This is a genomic window from Paludifilum halophilum, from assembly GCF_002245355.1.
Lineage (GTDB): Bacteria > Bacillota > Bacilli > Thermoactinomycetales > DSM-45169 > Paludifilum > Paludifilum halophilum.
This window is the reverse complement of the sequence record NZ_NOWF01000004.1, coordinates 35,107-56,314: the sequence shown is the minus strand read 5'-3', so window position 1 is coordinate 56,314 and position 21,208 is coordinate 35,107. Positions and strand designations below refer to the sequence as shown.

The following is a 21,208-nucleotide window of genomic DNA, read 5'->3' as shown; positions in this document are numbered from 1 at the left end:
CTTCCGTGTTAAACTGAACGAGCAACCGGAGAACGGATTGGAGGATTCCCATGCGGATACAAATTATCGCCGTCGGAAAGCTAAAAGAACGTTATCTCCGTACCGGGGTGGAAGAATACATCCGGCGGCTCACCCCCTACGCCAAAACGGAAGTGAAAGAAATCCACGAGGAAAAGGGTCAGGAACCGCTTAGTGACAATGAAGTGAGACAGATTCTCGATAGAGAGGGAGAACGCATCCTGCGTTATCTCTCCCCGGACACCTATACCATAGCCTTAGCCATTAACGGAGTCACCCTCTCTTCGGAAACACTGGCCAACCACATTGATCAGCTGGCCACCTACGGCCGCAGCAAACTAACCTTTATCATCGGCGGTTCCTACGGCTTATCCAAAGAAGTGATCAAACGCGCCGACTTTACACTCTCTTTCTCCAAAATGACCTTCCCCCACCAGCTTATGCGGTTGATCCTGGTGGAACAACTTTACCGGTCTTTTAAGATCAACCGGGGAGAAACCTACCATAAGTAATAAAAAGCGATGGCCCGCGGATTCCGCGATCGGCCATCGCTTTTCGTTCTCCGTATTTATGCATACACCGGCCGCACTTGGATCGTCTGCTCGCGGCCCGGACCGACAGAGAAGAGAGAAAGGGGGATTCCCGTCAGGTGGGTGATCCGTTCCACATAGTGTTGGGCCGCCAAAGGAAGGTCACTCAGTGCCTGCGCCCCAGTAATATCTTCATCCCAACCGGGAAGCTCCTCATAGACGGGTTCGCATTCCGCCAGCACATCCAGATTGGCGGGATAATTTTCAAGCTTTCTCCCCCGGTACCGGTAGGCGGTACAGATTTTGACCGTCTTCAAACCGGTGAGCACATCCAAAGAATTAAGGGAGAGGCCGGTAATTCCGCTCACCCGGCGAGCATGCCGAACGACGACACTGTCGAACCAGCCGACCCGGCGGGGCCGACCCGTGGTCGTCCCGTACTCCCGCCCGACTTCCCGGATCTGATCACCGACTTCATCCTTCAATTCCGTGGGAAAAGGACCATCGCCGACACGGGTGGTGTAAGCCTTGGCCACACCGATCACATGATGAATCTTGGTCGGGCCGACGCCGGAACCGATGCAAACCCCGCCGGCAACAGGGTTGGAGGAAGTGACGAAAGGATAGGTCCCTTGGTCGATATCCAACATGACTCCCTGTGCTCCTTCAAAAAGAACCCGCCGCCCCTGGTCGACGGCATCATTCAGCACCACGGAAGTATCCGTCACATACGGGCGGATTTGGTCGGCACAAGTCAAGTACCGCTCGTACACCTCTTCAAAAGTGAATCCCGTCGTATCGTAAACCCGTTCCAACAGACGGTTTTTGTCCTCCAAATTCTTCTCCAGCTTCTCAGCAAACCGATCCCGGTTTAAAAGGTCCGAAATGCGGATTCCGGTACGGGCGGCTTTATCCATATAGGCCGGTCCGATCCCCTTCCCGGTTGTTCCGATCTTGCCCGCTCCCTTGCGGCTTTCCTCCGCCATATCCAACTTAATGTGGTAGGGCATGATCACATGGGCCCGATCCGATATGCGCAGGTTCTGGGGGGAAACCCCATGGGACCGCAGATAGGTCAGCTCCTCCACCAACGCTTCGGGATGGAGGACCATCCCGTTCCCCAGGACACACACTTTTTCCGGGTAAAAGATTCCCGAAGGAATCAGGTGCAACTTGTACCGCTTGCCGGCAAATACGATCGTGTGTCCGGCATTGTTTCCCCCCTGGTATCGGGAAACCACTTCCGCCTTTTCCGCCAGGTAATCCGTGATTTTCCCCTTTCCTTCGTCACCCCACTGGGTACCTACAACCACCACCGACGACATGGGCAGTCCTCCTTCACGGCGGTTCATTCATCCGTTCATCGTCGAATCCTCCTCCAGTTTACAGGGAAACGGTGGGAATGTCAACGAAAAAACGAACAATTAAACGAATATCCTTTTTATTATTCGTTTTTACGCCTCGATTTCCTGACCGTGACGGAGGTCCAAGCTGAGAAATTTATTGTAATTCTTGAGGAAAAGGAGTTCCACTTTACCGATCGGACCATTCCGGTGCTTGGCCAGAATCACTTCGATAATATTCTTTTTCTCCGATTCTTCATTGTAGTAGTCATCCCGATACAAAAAAGAAACGATATCCGCATCCTGTTCGATGGATCCGGATTCCCTCAGGTCGGACAGCATCGGACGCTTATCCTGCCGCTGTTCGACGGCACGGGAAAGCTGGGAAAGGGCGATCACGGGGACATTCAGTTCCCGGGCCAACAATTTCAGCGAACGGGATATCTCCGAAATCTCCTGTTGGCGGCTGTCCCGTCCCCGACCTTCAATCAGTTGCAGATAATCAATCAGGACCAATCCGAGGCCGTGCTCCGCTTGAAGCCGGCGCAATTTGCCCCGGATGTCGAATACGCTGATCCCCGGGGTATCGTCGATATAGATCGGCGCCTCAGACAATGTGCTGATCGCCATGGTCAGCTTCTCCCAGTCCTCCTCCTCCAGATGTCCGGTACGGAATACCTGGGCATCGATGTTCCCTTCCGCCGCCAGCATCCGCTGTACCAGCTGGGGAGCGGACATCTCCAGATTGAATATGGCGACCGGCTGTCCGGATCGGACGGCAACATTTTGGGCGACATTGAGGGAGAAGGCGGTTTTGCCCATACTGGGACGCGCCGCCAGGATAATCAGATCGGCACTCTGAAATCCGGATGTCATCCGATCCAAATCCGTATACCCGGAAGGGAGACCTGTCAGTTTACCCTGATTGTAGTGAAGGGATTCGATTTGCTCGAAGGTATCCATCAGGATATCCCGGATCGGGATAAATCCCTCGCGGCGCATACGGCGTTGGGAAATTTCCAGTATTTTCTTTTCCGCGGAATCAATCACCGTAGCCACTTCTTCGCCTCCGGTGTACCCGGAGGTAGCAATCTCCGTCGCCGTTCGGATCAAGCGCCGAAGAATGGCTTTTTCCTCCACAATCCGGGCGTAATATTCCACATTGGCGGCGGTGGGCACGGCTGAAGCCAAATCCGTCAGGTATGACACACCGCCTGTTTCCTCTAGTGATTTCCTGTTCTGCAACTCAGAAGTCAGGGTCACCAGATCCACCGGCTGTCCCTCTTCCGACAGATCGATCATGACCTGAAACAGACGTTGATGAGCTTGACGGTAGAAGTCTTCAGGCCGAACCCGTTCCGTCACCGTCACCAGAACGGAGGGTTCAATCAGAACGGCACCCAGTACCGCCTGTTCCGCTTCCTGGTTGTGGGGAGGCATCCGATCCGCAAACAGTTCGCTCATCTTCCATCATCCTCTCCAACCGTCCGGCACTGAAAAAGGCGCCCCACCCCGGGTGGAGCGCCGTCGATGTCATCCCGGTCTATTCTTCCAAAACCTGAACCGAAAGCGTCGCAGTCACTTTCGGGTGCAGCTTGACAGGTACTTGAGTAACGCCGAGGGTACGGATCGGTTCGCTCAATTGAATTTTTTTCTTGTCCACAGAGATCCCGTGCTCTTTTTTCAAGTGCTGGCTGATCTGCTTGGACGTCACCGAACCGAAAAGGCGACCGCCTTCCCCGGATTTCATCCGCAGCGTCAAATCCACCTTTTCCAGTTTTTCAGCCAGTTGTTTCGCCTCGGCCCTTTCTTCCTCTTTTCGGGCTTCTTCCCGCCGCTGCTGTTCCTTCAGTGCTTTCATATTTCCTGAAGAAGCTTCGACGGCCAGTTTGCGGGGGAGGAGATAGTTACGGGCATAACCCTCGGCTACTTCCTTGACTTCCCCTTTTTTTCCTTTCCCCTTAACATCTTGTTGAAAGATCACTTTCATCCGGTGTCGCCCCCTTTCTCGTATGCCTGCCTCAATACGTCCTCCAGCTGTTGGCGGGCCTGTTCCGGCGTCACCTCTTCCAATTGGACCGCGGCATTGGTCAGATGCCCCCCGCCTCCCAGTTCCTCCATAATCAGCTGAACGTTAATCTCTCCCTGGGACCGGGCACTGATCGCCACTTTTCCGTCGGCCCGAAGCCCGATCACAAAAGAGGCGCTGACCCCCTTCATATTGAGCAGGGTATCCGCTGCCTGGGCGATCACGAGTTGGTTGTAACTCTCTCCCTCTTCCCCGACAGCGATCGCAATTTTATCGTATAATACTTCGGTATTTTTGACAATCTCGGCCCGTTTGACAAAACGGTTCAAGTCCTCTTTCAACAGGGACTGCACTAAACTCAGATCCGCCCCGTGACGGCGGAGAAAAGACGCCGCTTCAAAGGTGCGGGAACCCGATCGGAAGGCGAAACTCTTGGTATCCACGACAATTCCTGCCATCAGAGCCGTGGTTTCCAATGTGTCCATCGTCATCCGCTCATCCTGGTACTGCAACAGCTCCGTTACCAATTCGCTGGTGGAGGAAGCGTAGGGCTCCAGATAAACCAACACCGGATCGCGGACAAATTCCTCTCCCCGGCGATGATGATCGATCACAACCACCCGCGCCGCCTTATCGACCAACCGGGGTTCAATGGTAAGCGCCGGTTTATGTGTATCCACCAAAATCAACAGGGTATTTTCATTCATCAATTGCAAAGATCGTTCCGGACTGACCAGGGCCTCCTCCAACTCATGACCCCGGATCGCTTCCACCAATCCGTCAATGGAGGGATTGGAATCCCCGATCACGATATAGCCTTCCTTCCCCACATTTCGAACGGCCTTCAGCACCCCGATCGACGATCCGAGAGCATCCATGTCCGGCTGATCATGACCCATGATCAGAACGCGTTCACTATCCCGTATCAGATTGGACAGGGCATGAGAGATCACCCGGGCACGAACCCGGGTCCGTTTTTCCACGGCATTGGATTTCCCCCCGAAAAAGACCGTTCGATCTCCGTCCTGAAGGGCCGCTTGATCCCCGCCCCGGGCGAGGGCGATATCCAAGGATGCCTGAGCCGATTGGGTTTGTTCCACCATGGACGGCCCCTCGGCCGCCACTCCGATGCTCAGGGTAATCGGAATTTTGTTCTGTCGGGTCATATCCCGAACAACATCCAGAATATCAAAGCGGCTGTCGATCAACCGTTCCAAGGATTCCCGCTGAAATACCATGAAAAACTTGTCGGAATCAAAACTGCGTAAACTGATATCGTATTTTTGAGCCCAGCGGGTGATGGCTGTGGTCACATTGGTTAAAAGCAGAGTCCGTTCCTGATCATCCATTCCGCTTCCCGCTTCCTCATAGTTATCCATATGGAGAAAGCCGATAACCACCTGTTCCCTTTCATATCGCTTTTCCAATTTTTCCAGGCGGGTAATGTCGCGAAAGAAATAAAGGCGCTCTTCACTGCGGTGGATCACCTGATAGGTTCGTTCACCCACTTCCATCCGTTCAGGAGCACTCTTGCGCCCTTTTAACTGGGGAAAGACTTCGGGAACGGAAACACCGACCAACTGATCCCGGCCCGTCATCTCCTTGACAAAGGGATTATGCCACTCCACTCGATCATTTCGGTCATACAAAAGGATCCCGATCGGCATCCGGTCAACGGCGGACTGGTTCGCGCCCTTGACGCGATAGGACAATGTGAGAACGTAATCGACGAACTCCTTGCGAAAACGCTGTTCCGCTTCATACAGAATCCACGCCAGGAACAGGAACACGACCAGCCCCAGCAAAGCATAATGCCAATCAAATGTGGCCAATACCGCAATCAGGATCAAACTGAAGCACATGGCAAATATCATGTGATAACCGTGCCAACGTTTAGTAATGAAGTTCGGCATAACATCCCTCAACCCCGAAACCCTTTTTGCTTACTCACCGTATGATATGCGCATCTGATTTCTATTTTACCCCAGCTGACAACTTATTCATAGGCGATCCCCGCTACCTCTTTTCCTCCAACCGGTTGCGTATAGCGGTTCCAGTATCCAGAATGCCCAGGAAATGAACCGCCACCATGACTGGAGGGAGAAGAAAGGACAAAAAAACAGCAGCAAAGGCCCAACCCTTTCCCCGTTGAAAACGGTGCAGTAAAAATACGGTGAAAGCGAGTCCCTGAATGAAAAAAAGGAGATACAAGACGATCACGATATTTCCAAAGGCGATCCCTACTGATTCCGATTCACTGAACAGAAGCAGGACCACCAGAGAGAGAAGATAAAAATAGAAAAAGCCGCGAGGCAGCCTCCACTTTCGAAAAAGAAGGAGGTATTTCCCGGGCAATCCCTTCCTCATCAAAAGACGGCGGCCCAAAACGAGGTTGAGCAACGGAAAAGGAAGAGTGAACAACATGGAGACCCCGGGGATCACCATCTTGACGGCATCCGGATCGAAAGGCTCATCCACTCCGGCCGAACGGAACATCTCCTGCGTCATTTCCCACTGTTCCCGCCAGATGGTTTGAATATGGGCCAAAACGTCGGTGAAAAAAGCCACGGCCAACCCCGACAGCAACAGCCCGACCCAGGCCGCCACCAATCCCCCCAGGGCGACATCGGTTCCGGTAGAGGTCTCTTTGCGATAGAGAAAACCCATAACCCCTCCTGTCATAACGGAGAAAAAAACCAGGAGCAAAAACAGGGGTTGTCCGGTGAACAACAAGGAGAAGAAACTGCAGAGAGCGGCAGAAAACAGGACGGAATGCCACCCGTTCCTGGCCGTCACCAGAAGGAAGGGAAGAGGGAGAAACCATACACTGATCAGCGATAACGGAGTGATCAGCAAAAGCAGCAGTAATAGAAACAGGCCTGATGCCATCAGCCCGTCACGAATATCGGAGAAACGGGACAAAACAACCGTCACCTCTTGCCAATATATTCTTCCAGCTGGGATAAATCCCCATACCAATCCTCCAGCTGGTGCCGTTCCCGGGTATGTTCCCGCAATTTGCGAGTGACGGCTTGATCCACTTCCCGGTAAGAAAAGCCGACCCGCCGTGCGAGGACATAGGTGGCGACGACCAGACTGGCCAAGCTGTCGGATATCAAAGACTGGTTCGCATAATGCAGCCCCTTAAACAGGTTGGCTACTTGATCCAACAACTCCGTCTTCAACCATTCAATCACTTTGACACTCTTGGCGATATGTACGCTGCGCTCCGGCCGGCTCATCAATCAGCACTCCTTTAAAAGGGGCTCGGGCTCCCTGTCCGGAAGTGTTTTATCTGAACCGAGCCCTCTGTGTATGATGAACAGAGAGGGAAAACGACGTTGAACAAGCGAAGGCGGACGGGTGACTCTTATTCAACCCTTCAGCGGGGACGCCCGTCCGCAACATCGACTAGGAGGTATGTTCAACACAAGCAGGCTGATTTCCTTCTTTTCCCGGATACCATCTTTTTTCTCTGTCCATCCACTAGAAGCATTGTGATTGAGAGGTTTGAAAAAAAAACTGTCGTTGATGAACCAAATATTGAGCAGGGAAGAGCGCATGCTGCAGGTCGCCGGCCTGATATGAAAGACAACCCTGCAACTCGTTGGAGTGCAGGGTTTTTCCGTTCCTTTCGACGACGATGCGCCTTATCTGGATTTGTCAGTCCGTAGCGTACGGCAACAGGGCCATCTGACGGGCCCGCTTGATGGCACGGGTCAATTGGCGTTGGTACTTGGAAGAAGTACCGGTGACCCGGCGCGGCAGAATCTTGCCGCGCTCGCTGATGAACTTCCGCAGCAGATCGACGTCTTTGTAATCGATGTACTCGATTTTGTTTACCGTAAAGTAACAAACCTTACGGCGCTTGTTTCCGCGGCGACGCGCCATGGCAAAAACCCCCTCTCAACCTATTTTCCGGTTCTGTATCAAAAGGGCAAATCGTCGTCGGAAATGTCGATCGGTTTTCCGTCATCCGCAAAGGGATCGTTGGACGAACTCCGGTTCGAGTCGAATCCGCCGCTGTTGTCGTAACCCTGATTGTAAGATCCGGAGCTGGAGCGGGGCTCCAAAAACTGAACGTTCTCCGCGACAACCTCGGCCACTTTTATTCGGCGCCCTTCCTGATTTTCGAACTTACGGATCTGAAGACGCCCCTCGACAGCCACCTGACGCCCTTTTTTCATATAGTTGGCGACGGTTTCCGCCAACTGCCGCCAAGCGACGATATCGATGAAGTCCGCTTCCCGTTCCCCCTGTTGATTGGTAAACCGGCGGTTGACCGCCAGATTGAAGCTGGTAACAGCCACGCCGTTAGGGGTATAACGGAGCTCCGGATCCCGCGTCAGACGACCGATCAAAACCACCCGGTTTAACATCGGCAACCTCTCCCTTTGGGCCGATTTTCTTTCCGCGGCATGCCCTTACTTTTTATCATCGATGTTGATTACCATATGACGGATCACATCATCGTTCAGCTTGATCCGGCGATCCAATCCTTTCACGGTGTCATCGTTTCCGTTAAAGGTGACAACGGTATAAATACCTTCCGGGTAGTTATCGATCAGGTAAGCCAGTCGACGTTTACCGAAATGTTCCGTCTCCACGTTTTCACCGTTGTTTGCCGTGATGTCACCTTCAATCTTCTCACGGATACTGTTCAGTTTCTCTTCGTCCAAATCGGGACGAGTGATGAACATCAGCTCATATTTGTGCATCGTTTTCCACCTCCTCCTGGACTGTAACGGCCCCTTGAAAGCAGGGCAAGGAGTGAATGTCTGCATTCACGATTCTATATTCTATCAGAAGAACGACCCTTTGACAAGAATTCACATCGAAAGGACTAGAAGCGTTATAATGGAGTTCGTCCTTGGCGGGTCGGGGTGGGGTCCACACTCCGTTTCGTTGTTCTGACGAGCCAAAGGCACTCCGTGTGGAACCCCACCCTCCCGAAAAAGGGCTATTTCACAACGTTCCTAGACATTGAATCGGAAATGAATCACATCTCCGTCTTGAACGACATAATCCTTCCCTTCGGAACGGAGCAGTCCCCGTTCCCTCGCCTGGGCCATGGAACCCGCCTCCATCAGATCCTCATAACTGACAACCTCCGCGCGGATAAATCCGCGTTCAAAATCGGAGTGAATCACTCCTGCCGCCTGCGGCGCTTTCGCCCCTTCCCGGACCGTCCAGGCCCGGACTTCTTTTTCCCCGGCAGTAAAATAGGTGATCAGCCCCAATAAACGGTACGCCGCCGCCACCAACCGATCGAGCCCGGAAGATTCCAGCCCCATTTCATTCAGGAACGCTTCTCGCTCCTCTCCGTCCAATTCCACGATCTCCGCTTCCAATTGGGCACTGATGGTAACGACCCCGGCACCTTCGGCGGCGGCCTGTTCCATCACCTTCCGCACCCGGGGATTTTGGTCGGGATTCGCCGCATCCTCCTCGCTCACATTGGCGGCATATAATACCTTCTTCAAAGTGAGCAGATTGAGTGAACGAATCCGTTCCATCTCCTCTTCTTCCAAGTCCAGGTGACGGGCCGGCTTTTCATCGGCCAAAGCTTCCTGAAGCCGCTGTAACACATCATATTCCTGCATCGCCTGTTTATCGCCGCTCTTCTTCTGGCGGGCGACACGGTCCATCCGCCGCTCCACCGTTTCCAAATCAGCCAATATCAACTCCAGGTTGATCGTTTCCATATCACTTACAGGATCCACGGACCCGGATACATGTGTAATCTCATTACCTTCGAAACAGCGTACCACGTGGATAATGGCATCCACTTCCCGGATGTGGGCCAAAAACTGATTACCCAGCCCTTCACCGCGGCTGGCTCCTTGAACCAAGCCGGCAATATCCACGAATTGAAAGGAAGTAGGCAGAATCTGTCGGGGGTTAAACATTTCCGCCAATCGTCCCAAGCGTTCATCAGGCACATCGACAACCCCCACATTGGGATCGATCGTACAAAACGGATAATTGGCCGACTCCGCCCCGGCCCGGGTAATCGCGTTAAACAGTGTCGACTTGCCTACGTTGGGCAGGCCGACAATGCCCGTCGTCAACGGCATGCTCGTTCATCTCCTTCGGTCAGTCGTCATGGTTGCGTTTCCGCCGCCATCCAATCCTCGTCCATGATAGCAAAACCGGGCCGAAAAGTCATGAAACGCAGCCAAAGCACCTTTAACGGTACTCCGATGGATACCAAAGCATCGCCGCCGACCGAAAGCGGGTTACTCCGCCTGCTTCAACACCTTTTTCATTCGCCTTTCAAACCGAGAACGGGGTAACATCACACTATGTCCGCACCCCGTGCATTTGATCCGGATATCCATCCCCATGCGGATCACCTTCCATGCGTTGGTACCGCAGGGATGAGGCTTTTTCATTTCAATGACATCTCCCAATTGGAAGGTTTTTCGCTCCATCGACCTCAGCCCACCTCTCTTTTATCCTTCATTATAAAAAGCCCAAGGACCGGTTTCAACGGAATTCGCTTCTTACGGGCCATGCGGTGAAAGGAATCGACGATATCCCGGCTGATCCGTTCCTGTTCTTCCTTCACCCGCCCCTCCATCGCCCCGGGCCGGATCAACTCCCCGAACGGATCCGAATCCGGGCCGGACGGATCCATTTGCCCTGTCGGGGCAAAGCCTTGTCCGTCCCCTCAATATAGACCGGCAGGATCGGGGCACCTTCCTTCAAAGCCAGGTAAGTTGCTCCGTTTTTTAACGACTGCATCGGATCCTCTTCTCTTCGTCCCCCTTCCGGAAAAATACCGACCATGTTCTTCTCTTTTAAGCGATTCAAGGCCGTTTTGAGAGAGCGGATATCCGGTTTTTCCCGATTGACGGGAAATGCCCCCACGCGGCGGAGAAACCAACAGGTCCAGGGACGCGAGAAGGATTCCTTTTTCGCCATATAATGAACTTTTCGCGGCAAAACAGCTCCGATGTAAAAAGGGTCCAGATAACTTACATGATTCCCCACAAGGATGAGAGAGCCGACCTCCGGCACCCGTTCCATTCCCTCCACTTCCACGCGGTGATACAGCCGGAGAACCGTTTGAACCAGCCTTTTAGCCGTCCCGTAGATCATCGGAACCCCTCCTGTCTATCGGTCATCTCTTTTATTGTAACGGAGGGATGTTACATCTTTCGAGGACTCAGCAATCCCGGAAGCGGAAGGGTCCGGGGAAGATTTTGTACCTGAAACTGCAACGGAGTGTCCCAGGCAACGTTTTTTTTTACATCCGGATTCTCTTCTCTCTGAACGCCTTATTCCTTTTCCCGGGAAAAGGGGTACAAGAGAAGCATCGTGAGCAGAAACAGATTGATCACACCGTATAAAGGGTAAAGAAAGGTAATCAGGTTGACAAAACCCAACCGACTCAAGGGAACTAACAACAAAAGGACAGCCCCTCCCACCGCCCAACGGGGAAGAGAAACATAACCGGACACGCGGAAAATCAAGCCGTGGATATTGCTGACGGCGGTTGTATAGATCGCCAACCATAAGATCAAGGAAATGGTGATCACCCAGACCGGGGAGTAATCCCGAACCAGAGCAAAAAGGGGAATCTCATATTGAGAGATCAGACTTTCCACCCGCATCAACGAATAATTATACAGATAAGCAATCAGACCCAGACAAAGGGTGCTGATCCCTCCTGCCACCCAAATTTCCCCGACATGGCGGATCTGTTGGCCCATCGTGGACAAGACCGCTAACAGGGAAATCATGTTGAAAGCGGCGTAGGTAATGGCAGAAGGCCACACCGGAAGCACTTCCGTCTCCGAGCCCGTCCACAGTCCGGAGGGGCTTCCGCTGTTCAAAAAATGAAGACAAACCAATACCAATACCGCTGTCATAATCGGGATGATCGCCGCATTCATTGACATGAGCCCTTTCAAGTCAAAACAGACAATCACCATCACTGCCCCGACCATTACCCAGACTCCGGTTAAAAAAGAGCTGTTCCATTCCTGAAAGGTGGCTCCACTGCCCGCTACCATAACCAAAGTGCTGGTAAGAAGAAATAACAAGACCACACCGTCGAATCCCTTAGCCAATTTAGTTCCGATCACGTGGGCCAGTAATTCGGAATAATGGGTGGTCTTTTTCTCCCAACTGATCCGAAGAATAATCACCGTCGCCGCAAAAAAGAGGCCCATCGACAGGAGAACCCCGGTACTGCTTCCCTCCCCGTAGGAACCGAAAAACTCCCAGATCTCCCTCCCGGATGCGAAGCCCGCCCCGATCGTCGTACCCACGACGGTCATGCTTATTTTGACGGAATGCCACAGATGAAAACGCATTGCGATCCCCCTTGTCCGGGCTGTCCTTACATGTATATTTGGTGTTTGCTATCCGTATACTGGTAAGGATCACCTTTTCCTTTCGGAGGTCGACTGCCATGCGTGAGCCGGTTCCCGTTCCGGAATCCTTTTCCACCGTCCCGCCCCGTATCAAATTTACCCACCCCGGTGCCAAAGGACGATGCACCGAGTGGTTGTCCCATATGATCGGCCTGTATCCCGCCGCTCAGGAACTGGCTTGTGTCTGTATCGGGACCGACCGTTCCACAGGGGACTCCCTGGGCCCCCTAGTCGGATCCCAACTGGAAAAGATGGCACCTCCCCACATGCATATATACGGTACATTGGACGAGCCTGTACACGCCGTCAATCTGCGGTCGACGCTGTCACAAATGCACAACGAGCTGAACAATCCGCGGGTGATCGCAGTAGATGCTTGCTTGGGGCAACTGTCCAGCGTCGGATGGATTCAAGTGGGTAACGGTCCTCTGCGACCGGGAGCAGGAGTCAACAAAGATCTGCCGGAGGTAGGTCAGGTCCATGTTACCGGAATCGTAAACGTGGCCGGATTTATGGAGTATTTCGTTTTACAAAACACCCGGCTGTCTGTGGTGATGAAAATGGCCAACATCATCTCCTCCGCTATATTGGCTATTGCCCGGATAACGGGTAGCAACGAAAAATCGGTATCCGACCGATGAGATTCGTTCTCCCCATCCTCAGGGCGACAAAAAGGCAACAACTCATTCTCTTTCCCACCGAAAATACGTTTTAGAAACCATTCACCGTCCACTGATCACAAAAAAAGCGCCCCGCGTGAGGCGCTTTTTTTGTACGGAAAGTCATCGCATTTAACGGGAGGTCACCAGTTGAGGTTCCTCTCTTTTACTTGGTTCTAAAGGCGCCGGCTCTTGAGAAGAATGCATCGCCTGTTCGATCGCCTGTTCTTCGTGGGAGGAAAGCCGATAGGAGGAGCGACCTCCTTGAACAGGCTTGGCATAAATATAGGACGGGCCTTGACTGCTAAAAAGGCTGCTGATGACAACTCCGTCCTGTTGCTCATCCAGCAACGCCAGAGAAAAACTCATATCCGAAGCTCTCTCCCCGACGGCGTTGTAGCGAATCAGCCCGACCTTTCCCTTCAACCGCCGGGTTTGGCTGTGCAGATGACGCAAATAAGACCGAATATCCTCTCCGTCGAATTCCTCTGATTCCAGCAGCTCTTTCAGTTTTTCTCCGTCCTCCAACTTTCCTGACAGGATTCGCAGCGTTTTTTTCTGTCCGTTCAACCGAATCAAGACGATCAACGATAAGACCAGCAGAAAAGCTTGCATCCCCGCGATTCCGAGTACAATTTCCGCCGAATGTGTCGTCCATAACATTTTGATCGATTCCAATCGAAACAACCTTTCTCAGTTTGGTACCCCGTTTGCAAGGCTTTTTTCTGCAAAGGGGAACGCTGTGGCATTACCAGTCCAAATCCCTGTCAAACACCGGCAAAAGCCTCTCCAATCTCACGAACCGCTTCCAAAAACGCCTCTGCCTCCTGCAACGTATTGAAATAACCGGGACTGACCCGGATCGTCCCGAACACTTCCGTTTGAAGCGTGCGATGAGCAACAGCCGCACAGTGAAAACCCGCCCGAACAGCAATATCATAGTGTTGATCCAGGATCACCGCCGCTTCATTCCCGTCCAGCCCTTCCATGTTGAAGGAGATGAGCGGCAGAGTAACAGAATGGGAGGGATAAAGAGTAACGCCCGGAATCTCCTTCAGTCCCTCCCGCAACCGCTCCGCCACCTTCATTTCATGGCGGTGAATTCTTTCAATGCCGGTCTCTTGCAAAAACTGAATTCCCGCTCCCAAACCGGCGATCCCCGGAGTATTCACCGTCCCGCTTTCAAATCCTGTTGGACGGTCGAACGGTTGCTCTACCGATTCCGATCGGATCCCCGTTCCACCCTGGAATACAGGAACCATCGGAATCTCCGGATTTACATAGAGACCACCGGTTCCCTGAGGGCCGAACAACCCTTTGTGTCCGGGAAAAGCAAGCAGGTCGATCCCCATTTGCTGGACATCGATATCCAGGACACCGGCTGTCTGTGCCGCATCCACCAAGAACCAGACACCGTTTTTGCGGGCGACTCGGCCCAGGGATTCAATGGGTAGAACCGCTCCTGTGACATTGGAAGCATGGGTGGACAGGATCATCCGGGTCTCTGGTCGTACGGCCTTTTCCACTTCTGCGAGATCGACCGTTCCCTCTTTCCCCGCTGGGACATGGGTTACTGCGATCCCGACTTCTTTTCGGAGTATTTCCAGGGGTCGGGTAACGGCATTGTGTTCCCAACAGGTGGTAATTACATGGTCTCCCGGATTCAGTACCCCCTTCAGTGCCTGATTGATGGCATGTGTTCCATTGGCGCAAAAAAAGATATTGTTCGGGTCATCGACCCGAAACAACCGAGCCAGCAAAGACCGGGTTTTTTCCACGGTTTCCCCCGCTTGACGGGATAACCGGTAACTTCCCCGTCCCGGGTTGGCTCCATATTCTGCTACACACCGTTTCATCGCCTCCGCCACACTTTCCGGTTTCGGCCATGTCGTGGCGGCATTGTCCAGATAAATCACGCTCTCACACTCCATTGTTCAATTCCCTGAGCCAAATGGACACCACCGAACCATAGGAACAGCAAACCCAGCCTTGGCATCGGATCGACTCCTTTCCTTAAGCACCTCATGGGGATTCATCGATGCCCAGGCCGGGTTGGTTTCACCAGACAAGAAACCGACGGTCCCGCCGGCAACTTTTGCAAAGGACTTCCCTTTACTCAATCCAAAATCTGATCCCTTTGCAACAGTTCAATTAAGCGCTCCAACTCCCTCTGGGAAAAGTATTCGATTTCGATACGCCCCTTTCGCCGTCCTTGTCTGATTCGAACTGGAGTACTAAAGGTTTCTTGCAACATATCTTCATATCGTTTAAAGGCAGGGTCCTTGGACCGTTGCCCCGGCTTTTTCTTCTTTTTGGACCGGGATTCGCCGATTTTCTGCACCCACTCCTCCAGTTGACGGACACTGGCTTTTTCCTTTTCCGCCTTTTTAGCCAGCTTCAGCAAAAGATCCCTGTCTTTAATTCCTCGAAGAGCTCGAGCGTGTCCCATCGATAATGTTCCACGTGAAACACTCTCTTGAACCGGTTCCGGTAACTGCAACAATCTCAGAAAATTGGCCACATGGGGGCGACTTTTTCCGACCTTTTGGGATAATTCTTCCTGCGTGATGGAAAAATGATCCATCAATTTTTTGTAAGCATTGGCGATTTCAATGGCATTGAGATCATCCCGCTGGAGATTTTCAATTAGTGCAATCTCCATCATCTGCTCATCGGAAAATTCCCGTATGACAACGGGAATCCCGGAAAGTCCAATCTCTTTGGCGGCCCGATAACGGCGCTCCCCAGCCACAATTTCATACCCGCGGATACTTTTTCGAACCACCAAAGGTTGTACGATACCATGCTCTTTAATGGACGAGACCAGTTCCTCCAATGTTGAGGGGTCAAATTGTTTCCTCGGTTGATAGGGATTCGGGCGAAGCTCATCGATGGATACTTCATCCACCGCATCGCCATCTTCGACGGTCGTACTGGAAAATACGGCGCTTAAACCCTTCCCCAAGCCCTTGCTAGCCATTTCGAATCACTTCCTTCGCCAGATCGTTATAGCATTCCGCACCGCGGGAGCGCGCATCGTAATGAAGAATCGGCATACCGTGGCTCGGTGCTTCACTCAGGCGAACATTTCGCGGAATCACAGTATTGTATACCTTTTGCTGAAAATACTTCTTCACCTCATCCATCACCTGGACAGACAAATTGGTTCGGCCGTCGAACATGGTTAGGAGAACCCCTTCGATCTCCAACTTCTTGTTTAAATGTTTTTGAACGATACGAATGGTATTCAAAAGTTGTCCCAGCCCCTCTAATGCATAAAACTCACACTGAATCGGAATCAAAACCGCATCCGAAGCGGTTAAGGAATTAATCGTCAAGACACCGAGAGAAGGCGGGCAATCGATCAAGATATAATCGTATTGACTCCGTATCTTTTGCAACGACCGTTTCAATCGGTGTTCCCGGGACAACGTCTGCACCAGTTCAATCTCCGCACCGGCGAGTTCGATAGTGGCAGGAACCAAATCCAACTGATGAATCCCCGATGGAATGATCGTATCCGAGACCGGATGTTCATTGATTAAAACATCGTAAATACAATCGTCCACATCCGCCTTGTTAACCCCCAGACCGGAAGTGGTATTTCCCTGCGGATCGATATCAACGATCAGCGTTTTCTTCCCTTGATTCGCGATACAGGCACCCAAGTTGATCGCTGTCGTCGTTTTGTAGGGTAGGAACCCAGCGCCTTACCATGTCACCATGGCAGGTTTCTGTGCCCCCCCTCCGAACCGAACGTACACCTTTCAATGTATTCGGCTCTCCAGCCGTTCCCGAGGGATCAGTCGCAAACGATGAGAACTTTCCCTGTCCGGGCTTCTCAGAACCATCTCATTATGGAGGAATGGTTTTCCCTTTTGGCCATAAATACTAACCATGATTGCTCGATAGCCGCACAATTCAAGATGTCCGGAACCTGTCTCGGGTTTTCTTACTCCCTCCGGAGATCGTAACGTTTAGATACACCGACAGTGATCGGATCATCCTTCTTCTGCAACGGTTCATTAAAGTAAGTCAGAACTTTTTTCTTGCCGTCTTTGCTCTGAATCGTGACTCCGAGAAGCTTTTTTGTCCCTGTACCCTGCTTCCGTTTTACGTCCATCCCGTACTTGTCCAAAACCTTCTTAACCGAAGATTTCTCCTTGCGGGCAATGGTTTTCACCAGACTATAATAGTGGAAATACCTGAACTTTCCCAGTTTGGCGCTCACATCCGTCGCCAGACGGTAGTAATCGTACAATCCCCGAATTTCAGCATTGTATTGGCGGATTAAATCGGGCACCGACCGATGAATTCTGGCCTTGTGATGGATCGGCTTCCCATTCTTACTGAACGATCGGATCTGTTCACGAATCACATCCCCCGGTACCAACAGTTGAATGGTTTCCAGAGCCCTTCTCTTCTTAACCCCCGGAGAGCTCCCAATCAGCTGACTCCGGCTGATCGATCGGGTGATCTCATATCCCAGGAACCTTGCTCTTTTTTCCGCAAGGTTGGTGATTCGGGACTTTTCCGGATTCCACTCCAGATTGAGTGAATCCTTGAGGAAAGTCCGGATATCCTCCCGGATCGTTCGAGCCATTTGCTTTGAACCGATGATACCAACCATAAAATGATCGGCATATCTCGTATATCCCACCCGGGTGCAGCCACCATCCTTCGGCCGCCGGTGCTCCCGGTTCCTCTTTTTTATTTCCCTCTCGGTATATGGAGACGATAAGTCCTGCATGAACTTGTCCAGTTCGTGGAGATAAATATTGGCCAGCAGGGAACTGAGGACTCCTCCTTGAGGAGTGCCTGTGACGGTGGAGTAAGTATAAACCCGTCCCAACTGAAAATACCCTGCTCTGAGAAACCGGTGAATCAGCTCCAGAAATCTCCCGTCATCGATTCTCCTGAAGAGGAGTTCCATCAGTTTATCATGATTGACGGTGTCGAAGAAACGTTGGAGGTGGCCCTCGATGATCCAATTCGAACCCCGGCAGGATGCCTTAATCGCATGCAGAGCCGTCTGACAGCTTCTATCGGGTCTGAAACCGTGCGATGTGTCCAAAAAGCAAGGCTCGTAGATCGCCTCCAATATGCTCCTCAACACCTCTTGAACCAACCGGTCTTCAAAAGTGGGGACTGCCATGCGATTCTGTCCGCCGTTTTTCTTCGGGATGCCGGATTGCCAAACCGGTTGGGGATGATAGGTCTCGGTTTTCATCCTGTCGATGATCGCGTTCACCACGGCGGGCTTCAACCCGTCAATGGTTTTACCATTCACCCCGACCATGTTGTTTTCCGGTTTACTGTGGATGATCGAATGGTAAGCATTCAGGTAGAAGTCTGGATTAAACAAATGACGGTACAATCTTCGGAAGACAAAGTTTTCATCGTTTCGCGCTTTCCGACTCAGCAACGATAAGATTATTTCGGCTCTCTGCATTTCGCATACCTCCATAATCCACCGTTGGAACGACCTGCCCCCCTTCGCCATGTAACAGGCTCTCCCTGTCCCAGACTACTACGGGGGCTCCGTCGCCTTAGCGGATATTCAGGGAACCCTTGGGTGAGGTCCATTTGCCCATAGCTCTTCGATGAGCATTCCGCCTTAGGCGATCTCCGTTTAGGATCCGTGAGCACCAGGGAAGTGACTTAGGTTCCCGTTCGTCTCTTTGACGCATCTCCGATGCGCTGGGAAAGGAATAGAGAGTACAAAGGACGCAGATAAATCCTTTATAATTCCTTTCCGTGTACGTCTCAATCAGCTTTCGCACACCCCGGCGGCTTAGGGCCAAGAGACTGGGCTTCAGGCAGTGTAGCCTTAACCGTATCACTTCATTGGTCTTGCCCATCCGGCTAATCGCTGATTTCTCAACCGACGGGCTTTACCGGCATGCTATGTTCCCCTTTGGCGTTTCCACCTCGGGTAAGCCGATGGACCATGGGATCTCTCTCTAATCCCAACCTCCATGGAGGCATTACTCACAGTCCCTTACGGACGCACACCGACCCCGCCTTTCTGATTGGAAATCGCGACAACTCGACTCAATGATTGACACCTCGTTTCCTTTTATTTACTACCGAACCGTCAGGCTCTCTAGACCAGCGGACAGCCGCTTAAAAAGGAATTGGATCCATGAAAAACAATGACCACCAACCACCCTTTTACTGCTGTCAATCACCGCTTGATCCCATGACATTCACTTGACTAGAAGACTGGTGATTAAATGCGTTCCTGGTGGGTCGGGGTTGGGTTCCACACTCCGTTTCGTTGTTCTTACGAGCCAAAGGCACTCCGTGTGGAACCCAACCCTCCCTGAAAGGGGCTTTTTCACCGGACTTCTAGGGCGTGTCTGATCATGAGCGACAACAGAGTGCGGGAGCGGTTCCCAACTCCGCCGGATGGACTTCCCGAAGGTAAATGGTCCCCGACCTTTTCTCCGACCGAACCGCCGACCAAAGAAAAGCAAGGTGGCCGCTATAACGATACGACCCCCCGAAAATTCCGCGGGGTGGTTGAGCATCGAGACCGAGGAGCGAAGCGGCCCAGGCAAGACTGCTCCCCCGAGTATAAAATCGCTGCGCTGGAGCCCCCTCCGCATCTTCGGCGATTGACCAGACACGCCCTGGAAGCATGGCAGAAAACGTCGGTCGGAACCTTGCCCATTCACTCCGTTATACACATTCTCATACAAGGATCGCTCGGGTCGCTCCCGTGTCACGCTATGCAACCCGTAAAGATATATAATCGGTCCACTCCGAAAGGGTTCACCTCGATGTGGGTAAAACTCGCTATGACCCAAACCGGTGACCCGCTTTCTGCATCGACGAACCATGTTCAGCTGTTACTTCGGAATCCGAATCAACACTTCATAAAACTCGTCTGTTTCCTGCTCATCCGTCGATACCACCAATCCTGTCTCCTTCACCATATCGACAGATTGACGAATCGTGTTCATCGCGATCCGAACATCCCGGGAAAAGGACTTCCTCTTCGGCTTGGGGGCTTTCTTTTTCTGCTCTGTATACTTTCGGACCCGTTCTTCGGTTTGTTTTACATTCAGTTCCTTTTCCACAATCTCTTTCAATAATTTTTTTTGTAATTCCTGATCTTTAAGACCGAGAAGAGCTCGAGCATGACGCTCCGTAATGACCCGGTTGAGCAACGCCTTTTGCACGTCCTCAGGAAGATAGAGGAGACGCAGCTTATTGGCAACTGTAGACTGACCTTTTCCTAACCGCTGGGCTAAGCTTTCCTGTGTCAAACCGTGTAATTCGATCAGTTTATGATAAGCCATCGCCTCCTCAATCGCCGTCAACCCTTCCCGCTGAAGATTTTCAATCAGGGAGGCAGAAGCCGCCTCGGTATCGCTCATCTCCCGAACAACTGCGGGAATCGACTTCATCCCCAACTTTTTCACGGCACGGAGACGGCGTTCTCCGGCGATCAGTTCATAACCTCCATGAACGTGTCGAACCATGATCGGCTGAATCACTCCATGGATGCGAATCGTCCGACACAACTCATCGATGCGTTCATCATCAAAAATGGTTCGCGGCTGATAAGGGCTGGGCCGAATCATATCCGCCGACAATTGTTTTACTTCATCATTTTCTTCCTTCTCAACCATGCCGAACAACCGATGAAACGGCTCTTTCATTTCATGGACACCACCTAATTGTACTGGAAGTTCACGCGGACAACTCCCGTGTGTATTCTCTATTTGACGTGAACCTCTCGCCATTAAAATCAGCGAGCTTCTCGTTTCATCGAGCCGACCCCTGCCGTACTCTCCACGAAGGCCCACTCCGGGCCCAATCCAGTTTTAAGAGGCTTGTCTTGCAAGTGGTAGAATATCGATGGCCGTATGGACATCCCATTTCTTTTCACTCGTTCGGCCATGTTTTTGACGATCTCAACACAACTTACGCATCGTTGGCCGGTTTGACAGGAATTGACCTGGACAACACGTTCACCGGCACTCTCACCCTTATCAGTCGTGCATGGGACCCGTTTTTCCCCATCCAGAACCACCATGTTTTTTCCTCAGGCATGATTCTTGACCATCCTCTGTACGTCCAGATCTGCAAAGGGGATCGCCTCGCCTGTCATGACTGATCGCACGTGCATCATCTTTCCACTGATCTGTCATTTTTCCATACAAATCCGGAATCACCCTTTTCCCGAGCGGATCTTGGATAGTTTGTCCATACCGGGATCATGCATGGCTTTTGT

The 21,208-nt window shown here is 52.1% G+C and carries 22 protein-coding genes and 1 pseudogene; 3 read left to right on the top strand and 20 right to left on the bottom strand.

The genetic code is table 11. The features are described from left to right. The first annotated feature begins 50 nt into the window (after positions 1-50). Positions 51-530 carry a 23S rRNA (pseudouridine(1915)-N(3))-methyltransferase RlmH gene (rlmH, locus tag CHM34_RS07435; RefSeq protein WP_094263981.1) on the top strand — a complete coding sequence of 160 codons (480 nt, stop codon included), beginning with the start codon at positions 51-53 and terminating at the stop codon, positions 528-530. A 56-nt stretch (positions 531-586) separates the two neighbouring features. On the opposite strand, the gene CHM34_RS07430 is transcribed toward rlmH, so the two are convergent. The 14 genes from CHM34_RS07430 to CHM34_RS07365 all read right to left on the bottom strand — a co-directional run bounded on the left by CHM34_RS07430 (position 587) and on the right by CHM34_RS07365 (position 12,244). After that, entirely contained in the window at positions 587-1,873 is a 1,287-nt protein-coding gene (locus CHM34_RS07430) for an adenylosuccinate synthase (RefSeq protein ID WP_094263980.1), read from the bottom strand. A gap of 129 nt (positions 1,874-2,002) precedes the next feature. Then, positions 2,003-3,355, bottom strand: coding sequence for a replicative DNA helicase (dnaB, locus tag CHM34_RS07425; protein WP_094263979.1), 1,353 nt, complete (start codon positions 3,353-3,355; stop codon positions 2,003-2,005). 79 nt (positions 3,356-3,434) lie between these two features. Continuing rightward, positions 3,435-3,881 carry a 50S ribosomal protein L9 gene (gene rplI, locus CHM34_RS07420; protein ID WP_094263978.1) on the bottom strand — a complete coding sequence of 149 codons (447 nt, stop codon included), beginning with the start codon at positions 3,879-3,881 and terminating at the stop codon, positions 3,435-3,437. After that, positions 3,878-5,833, bottom strand: a complete 1,956-nt coding sequence (locus tag CHM34_RS07415) for a DHH family phosphoesterase (RefSeq protein WP_094264226.1) — start codon at positions 5,831-5,833, stop codon at positions 3,878-3,880. The genes rplI and CHM34_RS07415 overlap by 4 nt, the downstream gene beginning before the upstream one ends. A gap of 103 nt (positions 5,834-5,936) precedes the next feature. Further along, positions 5,937-6,842 (bottom strand): DUF2232 domain-containing protein, encoded by a 906-nt coding sequence (locus CHM34_RS07410; RefSeq protein ID WP_094263977.1) that lies wholly within the window; start codon positions 6,840-6,842, stop codon positions 5,937-5,939. An 8-nt stretch (positions 6,843-6,850) separates the two neighbouring features. Beyond that, complete coding sequence (locus tag CHM34_RS07405; RefSeq protein WP_094263976.1) at positions 6,851-7,162, bottom strand: MazG-like family protein; 312 nt, start codon at positions 7,160-7,162, stop codon at positions 6,851-6,853. Positions 7,163-7,583: 421 nt separating this feature from the next. After that, a complete protein-coding gene (gene rpsR, locus CHM34_RS07400) occupies positions 7,584-7,811 on the bottom strand; it encodes a 30S ribosomal protein S18 (protein WP_094263975.1) in 228 nt (75 codons plus the stop codon). 38 nt (positions 7,812-7,849) lie between these two features. After that, positions 7,850-8,299 carry a single-stranded DNA-binding protein gene (gene ssb, locus CHM34_RS07395; RefSeq protein WP_094263974.1) on the bottom strand — a complete coding sequence of 150 codons (450 nt, stop codon included), beginning with the start codon at positions 8,297-8,299 and terminating at the stop codon, positions 7,850-7,852. A gap of 45 nt (positions 8,300-8,344) precedes the next feature. After that, the gene (gene rpsF / locus CHM34_RS07390; protein ID WP_094263973.1) at positions 8,345-8,638 is read right to left on the bottom strand and encodes a 30S ribosomal protein S6; all 294 of its coding nucleotides are present in this window, start codon (positions 8,636-8,638) and stop codon (positions 8,345-8,347) included. 258 nt (positions 8,639-8,896) lie between these two features. Continuing rightward, complete coding sequence (gene ychF / locus CHM34_RS07385; protein WP_094263972.1) at positions 8,897-9,997, bottom strand: redox-regulated ATPase YchF; 1,101 nt, start codon at positions 9,995-9,997, stop codon at positions 8,897-8,899. Between the two features lie 162 nt (positions 9,998-10,159). After that, positions 10,160-10,354 (bottom strand): DUF951 domain-containing protein, encoded by a 195-nt coding sequence (locus tag CHM34_RS07380; RefSeq protein WP_094263971.1) that lies wholly within the window; start codon positions 10,352-10,354, stop codon positions 10,160-10,162. A 5-nt stretch (positions 10,355-10,359) separates the two neighbouring features. Next, positions 10,360-10,491 (bottom strand): hypothetical protein, encoded by a 132-nt coding sequence (locus CHM34_RS19970; protein ID WP_276207689.1) that lies wholly within the window; start codon positions 10,489-10,491, stop codon positions 10,360-10,362. Between the two features lie 26 nt (positions 10,492-10,517). Next, positions 10,518-11,024 carry a lysophospholipid acyltransferase family protein gene (locus CHM34_RS07370; RefSeq protein WP_094263969.1) on the bottom strand — a complete coding sequence of 169 codons (507 nt, stop codon included), beginning with the start codon at positions 11,022-11,024 and terminating at the stop codon, positions 10,518-10,520. Between the two features lie 179 nt (positions 11,025-11,203). Then, positions 11,204-12,244: a YkvI family membrane protein gene (locus CHM34_RS07365; RefSeq protein ID WP_094263968.1), complete on the bottom strand. Its 1,041-nt coding sequence runs from the start codon at positions 12,242-12,244 to the stop codon at positions 11,204-11,206. Between the two features lie 98 nt (positions 12,245-12,342). On the opposite strand from CHM34_RS07365, the gene yyaC reads away from it, so the two are divergent. Continuing rightward, on the top strand, positions 12,343-12,945 hold the full coding sequence (yyaC, locus tag CHM34_RS07360) for a spore protease YyaC (protein WP_094263967.1): 603 nt from the start codon (positions 12,343-12,345) through the stop codon (positions 12,943-12,945). Positions 12,946-13,095: 150 nt separating this feature from the next. Here the strand turns inward: yyaC and CHM34_RS07355 are convergent, their stop codons facing one another. The 6 genes and pseudogenes from CHM34_RS07355 to noc all read right to left on the bottom strand — a co-directional run bounded on the left by CHM34_RS07355 (position 13,096) and on the right by noc (position 20,633). Beyond that, a complete protein-coding gene (locus tag CHM34_RS07355) occupies positions 13,096-13,641 on the bottom strand; it encodes a DUF4446 family protein (protein WP_094263966.1) in 546 nt (181 codons plus the stop codon). 89 nt (positions 13,642-13,730) lie between these two features. Then, positions 13,731-14,894: an aminotransferase class V-fold PLP-dependent enzyme gene (locus CHM34_RS07350; protein ID WP_094263965.1), complete on the bottom strand. Its 1,164-nt coding sequence runs from the start codon at positions 14,892-14,894 to the stop codon at positions 13,731-13,733. A 185-nt stretch (positions 14,895-15,079) separates the two neighbouring features. Next, complete coding sequence (locus CHM34_RS07345; protein WP_094263964.1) at positions 15,080-15,943, bottom strand: ParB/RepB/Spo0J family partition protein; 864 nt, start codon at positions 15,941-15,943, stop codon at positions 15,080-15,082. Continuing rightward, a pseudogene (locus CHM34_RS07340) lies at positions 15,936-16,652 on the bottom strand (ParA family protein); the annotation flags it as partial. The gene CHM34_RS07345 and the pseudogene CHM34_RS07340, both read right to left, overlap by 8 nt. Positions 16,653-16,915: 263 nt before the next feature. After that, a complete protein-coding gene (locus tag CHM34_RS07335; RefSeq protein WP_169713641.1) occupies positions 16,916-18,415 on the bottom strand; it encodes a reverse transcriptase domain-containing protein in 1,500 nt (499 codons plus the stop codon). A 1,402-nt stretch (positions 18,416-19,817) separates the two neighbouring features. Further along, positions 19,818-20,633, bottom strand: coding sequence for a nucleoid occlusion protein (gene noc, locus CHM34_RS07330; protein ID WP_094263961.1), 816 nt, complete (start codon positions 20,631-20,633; stop codon positions 19,818-19,820). A 179-nt stretch (positions 20,634-20,812) separates the two neighbouring features. On the opposite strand from noc, the gene CHM34_RS07325 reads away from it, so the two are divergent. Further along, entirely contained in the window at positions 20,813-21,091 is a 279-nt protein-coding gene (locus CHM34_RS07325) for a hypothetical protein (RefSeq protein ID WP_094263960.1), read from the top strand. Positions 21,092-21,208 lie beyond the last annotated feature (117 nt).

What these genes read in the sequence shown, in the direction of transcription:
- rlmH (WP_094263981.1), top strand. Translation starts at nt 51, where the DNA reads ATGCGGATACAAATTATCGCCGTCGGAAAGCTAAAAGAACGTTATCTC.
- CHM34_RS07430 (WP_094263980.1), bottom strand. Translation starts at nt 1,873, where the DNA reads ATGTCGTCGGTGGTGGTTGTAGGTACCCAGTGGGGTGACGAAGGAAAG.
- dnaB (WP_094263979.1), bottom strand. Translation starts at nt 3,355, where the DNA reads ATGAGCGAACTGTTTGCGGATCGGATGCCTCCCCACAACCAGGAAGCG.
- rplI (WP_094263978.1), bottom strand. Translation starts at nt 3,881, where the DNA reads ATGAAAGTGATCTTTCAACAAGATGTTAAGGGGAAAGGAAAAAAAGGG.
- CHM34_RS07415 (WP_094264226.1), bottom strand. Translation starts at nt 5,833, where the DNA reads ATGCCGAACTTCATTACTAAACGTTGGCACGGTTATCACATGATATTT.
- CHM34_RS07405 (WP_094263976.1), bottom strand. Translation starts at nt 7,162, where the DNA reads ATGAGCCGGCCGGAGCGCAGCGTACATATCGCCAAGAGTGTCAAAGTG.
- rpsR (WP_094263975.1), bottom strand. Translation starts at nt 7,811, where the DNA reads ATGGCGCGTCGCCGCGGAAACAAGCGCCGTAAGGTTTGTTACTTTACG.
- ssb (WP_094263974.1), bottom strand. Translation starts at nt 8,299, where the DNA reads ATGTTAAACCGGGTGGTTTTGATCGGTCGTCTGACGCGGGATCCGGAG.
- rpsF (WP_094263973.1), bottom strand. Translation starts at nt 8,638, where the DNA reads ATGCACAAATATGAGCTGATGTTCATCACTCGTCCCGATTTGGACGAA.
- ychF (WP_094263972.1), bottom strand. Translation starts at nt 9,997, where the DNA reads ATGCCGTTGACGACGGGCATTGTCGGCCTGCCCAACGTAGGCAAGTCG.
- CHM34_RS07380 (WP_094263971.1), bottom strand. Translation starts at nt 10,354, where the DNA reads ATGGAGCGAAAAACCTTCCAATTGGGAGATGTCATTGAAATGAAAAAG.
- CHM34_RS07370 (WP_094263969.1), bottom strand. Translation starts at nt 11,024, where the DNA reads ATGATCTACGGGACGGCTAAAAGGCTGGTTCAAACGGTTCTCCGGCTG.
- CHM34_RS07365 (WP_094263968.1), bottom strand. Translation starts at nt 12,244, where the DNA reads ATGCGTTTTCATCTGTGGCATTCCGTCAAAATAAGCATGACCGTCGTG.
- yyaC (WP_094263967.1), top strand. Translation starts at nt 12,343, where the DNA reads ATGCGTGAGCCGGTTCCCGTTCCGGAATCCTTTTCCACCGTCCCGCCC.
- CHM34_RS07350 (WP_094263965.1), bottom strand. Translation starts at nt 14,894, where the DNA reads ATGGAGTGTGAGAGCGTGATTTATCTGGACAATGCCGCCACGACATGG.
- CHM34_RS07345 (WP_094263964.1), bottom strand. Translation starts at nt 15,943, where the DNA reads ATGGCTAGCAAGGGCTTGGGGAAGGGTTTAAGCGCCGTATTTTCCAGT.
- CHM34_RS07335 (WP_169713641.1), bottom strand. Translation starts at nt 18,415, where the DNA reads ATGCAGAGAGCCGAAATAATCTTATCGTTGCTGAGTCGGAAAGCGCGA.
- noc (WP_094263961.1), bottom strand. Translation starts at nt 20,633, where the DNA reads ATGAAAGAGCCGTTTCATCGGTTGTTCGGCATGGTTGAGAAGGAAGAA.